This is a genomic window from Desulfamplus magnetovallimortis, assembly GCF_900170035.1.
Lineage (GTDB): Bacteria > Desulfobacterota > Desulfobacteria > Desulfobacterales > Desulfobacteraceae > Desulfamplus > Desulfamplus magnetovallimortis.
In genome coordinates this window covers 1-3,377 of the sequence record NZ_LT828577.1, presented here as the reverse complement: position 1 = coordinate 3,377, position 3,377 = coordinate 1, and the positions used below count along the sequence as shown (strand labels likewise).

Here is a 3,377-nt window from a genome sequence, read left to right as displayed (position 1 = left end):
ATTTTTTCAGATAAAGAATTGCAGAAAGTTTATTCCATGAGAGAGGAAAATAATTCTGAATTCTTTGACCACAAAAAAGCAATTACAGTTGCTCAAAGAAGTAATTTTGGCAAAGCAATGGAAGAGGTTTTAATTGAGGAATTGCTTTGATGAATAAAGAAAAACAAATTGAAAGATGTAAGTTTATTGCAGAACTTTACAATGAATTTGTCAAACAGGATAAAGATTTCAATAATTTATATCTATGCCACGAGATAGTATTTAATGTTGTTGCTTCATATTATGATGATATAGACAGAATAAAACAATACCATGCAAGTATAAAATTAGCGGACTTCCATAAAATTGCAGCGTTTACAGCAAAGTGGATTGTTCATTTAAGACCTATTCAAATCAATGAAGGACAGCTCACTAACTCAAAAGATAAAAAACTGCTTGTAAATGAGTATTTTGCTTTGTACGTAATTACCGTAATACTTGGAATCCAAGATGTATTAAGTATTCCGGCATCCCTTAGATATAACCTTTTGTATATGTTCAGATACAGACATTTTACGGGTAGGACTCTTGCCACTATCTGCTATTGTCTGGAAGAAATCAATTCTCTCAAAAAATCACTTGACATAACAATCTAACACTTGCTATCAAATAACTATCCTTGGCAAAATCCGAGGGTATCGGGTTGACAGCCGATTGACTCAAAAGGCACAGAGAGTGCCATATAAATTTTATATTGGTGCTTTTTTTATTGCCTTGCATTTCAGGGCAGTGCTTAGGGAATCTCTTTATTGAGGTTGCCGGTATTCCTTTTGAGGCCGGTCTGTCAACCCTAATCACTGCCCTTTTTTGCTTTTTGACAGGAGCAACCAGGGCTTTCTCATTACTCAAAAGGAGCCTACACAATGCCTACCACAAGTTTATTTTCCCATTTCCACAATCTTCATTTCATAAAATCCCAAACATTCAGAGATCCAGAATATTCAGCCGGAGACCTTCAGGATATTTTCGATGGCGGTTATATTGTTGTCTCATTGTCACCTGAAGAGATCATTGATGCCCTTTGCGATGGGGAGCTACTGGGAACTATGGACGTAACCCAGGAGCAGGTTGAAAAGGTTTACTCTTCCCTTCTGCATGGCACACAGAACATTATGTATCAGGAGTATGACGGGGAGGTGCAGCCATGAGCCAGAAGAAATATATTGAAATCAAGAAAGAGATGCTCAGGAAGAAATTGCATGTTGCTGTTAACAGAGATCGGAAAGAGATCAGGAGGGAAAGCAGATGACACGAATAGCTTTAACAGATAGATCAGGCAAATGGTTTGATGAGGATAAAGCCACCAGGTTTGATAATAAAACCGATTGGAACGGCAGTGATCACGTATCACTTTCAGCTGGAGAGCATTGCACACATATCCTGTATAGAACAGCAAGCAAAAGATGGGTATTAAACGAGTATAGTCGATGGGAAGGAGTTCAAGAGACATACACCGAGATATCAGACCAGGAGGCGGCGGAATGGTTTATGGTCAATGAATTTGAAAATGAAGAAATACCGGAAGACCTTTTGCCCTTGCTGAAATCCCATATTGATAATTTGGAGGTGTAACCATGATAATCAGATCAGAGATCAAATCCAATTACACCTGCATCCAAAACAGCCTGTTAAATGACTCTTCCCTTTCCTGTAAGGCAAAGTGTTTACTCATTCAACTATTATCAAAACCTGATAATTGGAATCTTAATATAAATTATCTGGCAAGTCAGAACAAAGAGGGCAAGTATTCTGTCAGAACTGGCATTGATGAACTTATGGAAGCAGGATACATTCACAAGATTGTTACCCGTGATAAAGGCAAGTTTGTTGCAACAGAATATCTTATCTATGATGCACCAGTATCCCATGACCAGGCCATGCAGGATGGGAAGATTGAGATATCAAAACATCCATATCCCAAAAACCAGACACTAATAAATACTGATATATTAACAAGTACTGAGGGGAACAACTGCTGCACCGATGAGCCGGAACTTGAACAGGAGGTCATTACTCCACCGAAGCAGCAGCAGTTTGCACCTGCAATATCTGAGAAACAATATCTTCTTGATTTGCTTCCCGAGAGATTCAGAACACCAATTGTTGAATCTTACATATCCAGGGCAATATCAAACCATGATCTTGATACTGTGAAAGATGCCGTTAAATACTCCGTTGCCAATGTCAAAGGCGGACACCTGCAATTTAAATCATTTCTGGATAAGTGTCTCCGTGGTAAGTGGTCTGAAGGATATTCAGCTTCATTGAATTTCAGTAATGTAAATGTGTCGTGGGATACTGGCAAATTTCCAAATGGTTCTTTTACAGGTTCAAGGCAGATGGATAGTAATGTGTTTGCAGCAGCGCAATTCATGGCAAGCATGGAGGAGGTGAGATCATGACAAGAGATGATATCAAGGCATATACCGAGATCATGACAGGGCTTGCAGACAATTACAACAAGGCTTTGACTCCAAGCGGTTTACGGATGAGATATGAAGCCTTGAAAGAATACTCCATTGACCAGGTTAGGGATGCAGCAACAACTCTTTTAAAAACTCACAGATTCAATTCAATGCCAACAGTGGGGGATTTTGTTGCAATCATTGACCAGGCAGAAGGGAAAATTTCAGTTGATGACAAGGCCGAGATTGAGGTGGGGAAAGTGCTGGATCATCTTCAAAGATTCGGCAGTACTGTTACTCCAAAGTTTGATGACACTGTTACCAGGCATTTGATGAGTACCAGGTGGCCATATTCTTCCTGGGCAAGATATGTGAAAGAAAATGATCTGCAATGGTGGAAGCGTGATTTTGTGAGATCATACCAAGCACATGCAGCGGGGATTGATGCCGGAGTAATTCCTCTTCCCTCTTCTGCACGGTTGGATTGTATCAGGAAACTTGCTGAAACCACATTTAAGAGCATTCCTGTTCATGGGGGTGCATATGCCTGAAAAACAATGGAGAGCGTATAAACGGCTTGAACAGGCCACCAGATTGAAGAGGATACTTCTTATTGACAGGAAAGAGATCAGGAGAGCAAAATTCAACAACAGGAGGGTGAAGGTATGACAATCACAAAAAGTGCTGAAGAAAACTTGTGGCTTATTCGACTGGCAGAGATCAATATAGAGTATCCTGATGTAATTCCTGAGATTGTCGGCAAGCTGATAATCTTAAAGATGCATAAAAAAGAGCCTTCATCTGTGATTGCTGGTATCATGAGGGCTTTACGAGATATTCAACAAGACCATGATCTTTATATCCAGGGTATGGATTTAATCAACAAAACTTATGACAATCTGTTTCCTGGAAAACCGGTTAAAACTTCTAAAA

The 3,377-nt window shown here is 39.6% G+C and carries 7 protein-coding genes; all 7 read left to right on the top strand.

Annotated features, from left to right (window positions below):
* Positions 1–149 precede the first annotated feature (149 nt).
* Positions 150–635, top strand: a complete 486-nt coding sequence (locus MTBBW1_RS26830) for a hypothetical protein (RefSeq protein ID WP_080809984.1) — start codon at positions 150–152, stop codon at positions 633–635.
* 267 nt (positions 636–902) lie between these two features.
* Positions 903–1,187 carry a hypothetical protein gene (locus MTBBW1_RS26825; RefSeq protein WP_080809981.1) on the top strand — a complete coding sequence of 95 codons (285 nt, stop codon included), beginning with the start codon at positions 903–905 and terminating at the stop codon, positions 1,185–1,187.
* Between the two features lie 97 nt (positions 1,188–1,284).
* Positions 1,285–1,611, top strand: coding sequence for a hypothetical protein (locus tag MTBBW1_RS26820; RefSeq protein ID WP_080809979.1), 327 nt, complete (start codon positions 1,285–1,287; stop codon positions 1,609–1,611).
* 2 nt (positions 1,612–1,613) lie between these two features.
* Entirely contained in the window at positions 1,614–2,441 is an 828-nt protein-coding gene (locus MTBBW1_RS26815) for a helix-turn-helix domain-containing protein (RefSeq protein ID WP_080809977.1), read from the top strand.
* Positions 2,438–2,995: a hypothetical protein gene (locus MTBBW1_RS26810; protein ID WP_080809974.1), complete on the top strand. Its 558-nt coding sequence runs from the start codon at positions 2,438–2,440 to the stop codon at positions 2,993–2,995. Before MTBBW1_RS26815 ends, MTBBW1_RS26810 begins: the two co-directional genes overlap by 4 nt.
* Entirely contained in the window at positions 2,988–3,113 is a 126-nt protein-coding gene (locus tag MTBBW1_RS30130) for a hypothetical protein (RefSeq protein ID WP_281255700.1), read from the top strand. Before MTBBW1_RS26810 ends, MTBBW1_RS30130 begins: the two co-directional genes overlap by 8 nt.
* A partial coding sequence (locus MTBBW1_RS26805) for a hypothetical protein (protein WP_139786929.1) occupies positions 3,110–3,377 on the top strand: 268 nt, incomplete at its 3' end. The genes MTBBW1_RS30130 and MTBBW1_RS26805, both read left to right, overlap by 4 nt.

Excerpts from the sequence above, each read along its gene's own strand:
- MTBBW1_RS26830 (WP_080809984.1), top strand. The coding sequence starts at position 150 with ATGAATAAAGAAAAACAAATTGAAAGATGTAAGTTTATTGCAGAACTT.
- MTBBW1_RS26825 (WP_080809981.1), top strand. The coding sequence starts at position 903 with ATGCCTACCACAAGTTTATTTTCCCATTTCCACAATCTTCATTTCATA.
- MTBBW1_RS26820 (WP_080809979.1), top strand. The coding sequence starts at position 1,285 with ATGACACGAATAGCTTTAACAGATAGATCAGGCAAATGGTTTGATGAG.
- MTBBW1_RS26815 (WP_080809977.1), top strand. The coding sequence starts at position 1,614 with ATGATAATCAGATCAGAGATCAAATCCAATTACACCTGCATCCAAAAC.
- MTBBW1_RS26810 (WP_080809974.1), top strand. The coding sequence starts at position 2,438 with ATGACAAGAGATGATATCAAGGCATATACCGAGATCATGACAGGGCTT.
- MTBBW1_RS30130 (WP_281255700.1), top strand. The coding sequence starts at position 2,988 with ATGCCTGAAAAACAATGGAGAGCGTATAAACGGCTTGAACAGGCCACC.